The 2,748-nt window shown below is 28.5% G+C and carries 4 protein-coding genes; 2 read left to right on the top strand and 2 right to left on the bottom strand.

All coding sequences use genetic code 11. From position 1 onward, the window contains the following. The coding region (locus tag ABWO04_RS11030; RefSeq protein WP_353079744.1) for a phosphoenolpyruvate carboxykinase (ATP) at positions 1-352 on the top strand (352 nt) is incomplete at its 5' end. A gap of 111 nt (positions 353-463) precedes the next feature. On the opposite strand, the gene ABWO04_RS11025 is transcribed toward ABWO04_RS11030, so the two are convergent. Further along, positions 464-1,213 carry a uroporphyrinogen-III synthase gene (locus ABWO04_RS11025; protein ID WP_353079745.1) on the bottom strand — a complete coding sequence of 250 codons (750 nt, stop codon included), beginning with the start codon at positions 1,211-1,213 and terminating at the stop codon, positions 464-466. 22 nt (positions 1,214-1,235) lie between these two features. Continuing rightward, complete coding sequence (locus ABWO04_RS11020) at positions 1,236-1,901, bottom strand: DUF4271 domain-containing protein (RefSeq protein ID WP_353079743.1); 666 nt, start codon at positions 1,899-1,901, stop codon at positions 1,236-1,238. A gap of 98 nt (positions 1,902-1,999) precedes the next feature. On the opposite strand from ABWO04_RS11020, the gene ABWO04_RS11015 reads away from it, so the two are divergent. Then, entirely contained in the window at positions 2,000-2,722 is a 723-nt protein-coding gene (locus tag ABWO04_RS11015) for a polyprenol monophosphomannose synthase (protein WP_353079742.1), read from the top strand. The last annotated feature ends 26 nt before the right edge of the window (positions 2,723-2,748 follow it).

Genomic DNA, 2,748 nt, shown 5'->3' with positions numbered 1-2,748 from the left:
GTTAGTAAAAAAAATGGAACAACATCAAGCTACTGCTTACATGGTAAACACAGGTTGGAATGGAACTGGAAAACGAATATCTATTAAAGACACAAGAGCTATAATTGATGCCATTTTAGATGGTTCAATTGAAAAAGCAGCTACTACAATTGTACCTGTTTTTAATTTTGAAGTGCCTACTTCATTACACGATGTTGACGACACTATTTTAGATCCAAGAAATACTTATACAAATACTTCAGAATGGGATGCAAAAGCTTCAGATTTAGCTTCTCGTTTTATTAAGAATTTTGTACAATACACAGATAATGAAGAAGGCGCTGCTTTAGTCGAAGCAGGTCCAAAATTATAAACTACCAAAAATAACCTACTTTTAAAACGTCTTGATTTACAAGACGTTTTTTTTTATTGTACAAAAAAAGCGTTCATTTCTGAACGCTTTTTTAATTTATAAATAAAAATATTATTTTCCTTTATTTGCTTCCGCTACATATTTTTCTAAAGCACCTGTCATAGATGGTGTTCCTGGAGCTGGCGCTAAAATATCAACTCGTAATCCATGATCTAAGGCTTCTTTCTGAGTAGTTGACCCAAACACTGCAATTCTTGTATTATTTTGCTCAAAATTCGGAAAATTCTTAAATAAAGATTTTATTCCTGTTGGGCTAAAAAAGGCCAATACATCGTAATACACATCTTTTAAATCAGATAAGTCACTCATGACAGTTTTATAGAATATACCTTGTTTCCAATCTACTTTTAAACCATCTAGGGTTTGTGGTACATCATGATTCAATTGATCTGTATTTGGCAATAAAAACTTTTCGTCTTTATATTTTTTTATAAGTGGTGCTAAGTCAGCAAAATCCTTCTGACCTACATAAATTTTACGTTTTCTGTACACAACATATTTTTGTAAATAAAACGCAACTGCTTCCGATTGACAAAAATATTTTAAATCTTCAGGAATTTTATATCTCATTTCTTCAGCTACTCTAAAAAAATGGTCAATTGCATTTTTACTTGTAAAAATAATCGCTGTAAAATTATTTAAATCAATCTTTTGCGCTCTTACTTCCTTTGCAGAAACCCCCTCAACATGAATAAAAGGTCTAAAATCAATTTTAACCTTAAATTTATTTTGTAAATCGTGATATGGAGAATTGTCCACTTTAGGCTCTGGTTGCGAAACCAAAATCGTTTTTACTTTCAAATTTGACATATCTAACAAATTCCTAATTTTTCGTTACCCAATAATACATGAAATAATATGGTAGTATTTCAAGCGTGCAAAGATATAAAATAAAATAAAATAAATTGCCTAAAATAGTCTTTTGATATGTTTTTACTAAAAAATAGTAAGTGAAAACATTGTATAGTAAAAAAATAGTTAAAATAATATAAAAAACTGCTTTTATAGGCCAAGAATTGTAATACAAAATAATATTTATCGGCAATAATACAAACCCTAAAAAAGCGCGATAATTCACTTTAATTAAGTTAAATTGATCCACTAAACTTTCCGAATTAATAGTTGTTCCTATAATTTTTTCAATTAAAAACTTAGACAAAATAAAAACAAACAAAAAAGTAATAATTTGAATATATGTAATATAATTATCGGTTTGAGTGTAATTAAAATAACTTAAAAGCAACAAAATAAAAAACGAAAATGAGAGTAATTGAATGACAAACATAGAAATGGTAAACCAACTCAATAAATTATTTGTGTCTTTATATACTTTATTGTACTTGTCTGAATATCCTAATTTTATAAATTCGTTAAATCGAACCGAAAAAACTGATTTATTAAGCGCTACAATAGAAATTGCCAACACAAATAATACGGTTGCCCAATCTTTATTAACTAAAATTCGTTCTGATAATTGCAAAATATTCATACTGCAAAAGTAACAAAAAAAATAACTCAATTAAATTATATAATTATTAAGAAAATAAATATAAAAATAACTTAATTTTGTAGAGAAAATAAAACAACATGTCAGCAGGAATAGTAATTATACCTACATATAACGAAATTGAAAATATAGAACGGATTATCCATGCTGTTTTTCAATTGCCTTCAAGCTTCCACGTTTTAATTGTGGATGATAATTCGCCCGACGGAACATTTAATAAAGTAGCTGAATTACAAAAACAGTATCCGGGAAAATTATTTTTAGAAGTTAGAACTAAAAAATCAGGTTTAGGAACTGCGTATGTGCATGGTTTCAAATGGGCATTATCTCATAATTATCAATATATATATGAAATGGATGCCGATTTTTCTCACAATCCAAACGATTTAGAAAAATTATATTTGGCTTGTCAAAACGGCGCTGATGTGGCAATTGGCTCAAGATACTCCAAAGGTGTAAACGTGGTTAACTGGCCTTTAAACCGAGTTTTAATGTCTTATTTTGCTTCGGTTTACGTAAAATTTATTACCGGAATGCAAATTCATGATGCCACAGCTGGTTTTATTTGTTATAAAAGAAATGTTTTAGAAACTATAAATATTGATAAAATTAAATTTGTAGGATATGCATTTCAAATAGAAATGAAATATCGGGCTTTTGTAAATAAATTTAAGATTGAAGAAGTCCCAATTATTTTTACAGACAGAACGTTAGGCGAATCTAAAATGAGCGGCGCCATTATCCGTGAAGCTGTAATTGGGGTGATTATGTTACGAATTAGAAAAATATTTAACAAACTATAAATGAGTACATTTTTAATTAAAAATGC

It is taken from the genome of Flavobacterium sp. (genome assembly GCF_040382755.1).
GTDB lineage: Bacteria > Bacteroidota > Bacteroidia > Flavobacteriales > Flavobacteriaceae > Flavobacterium.
Note: the sequence above shows the minus strand (reverse complement) of the source record. Positions and strands in the feature narration are given on the sequence as shown.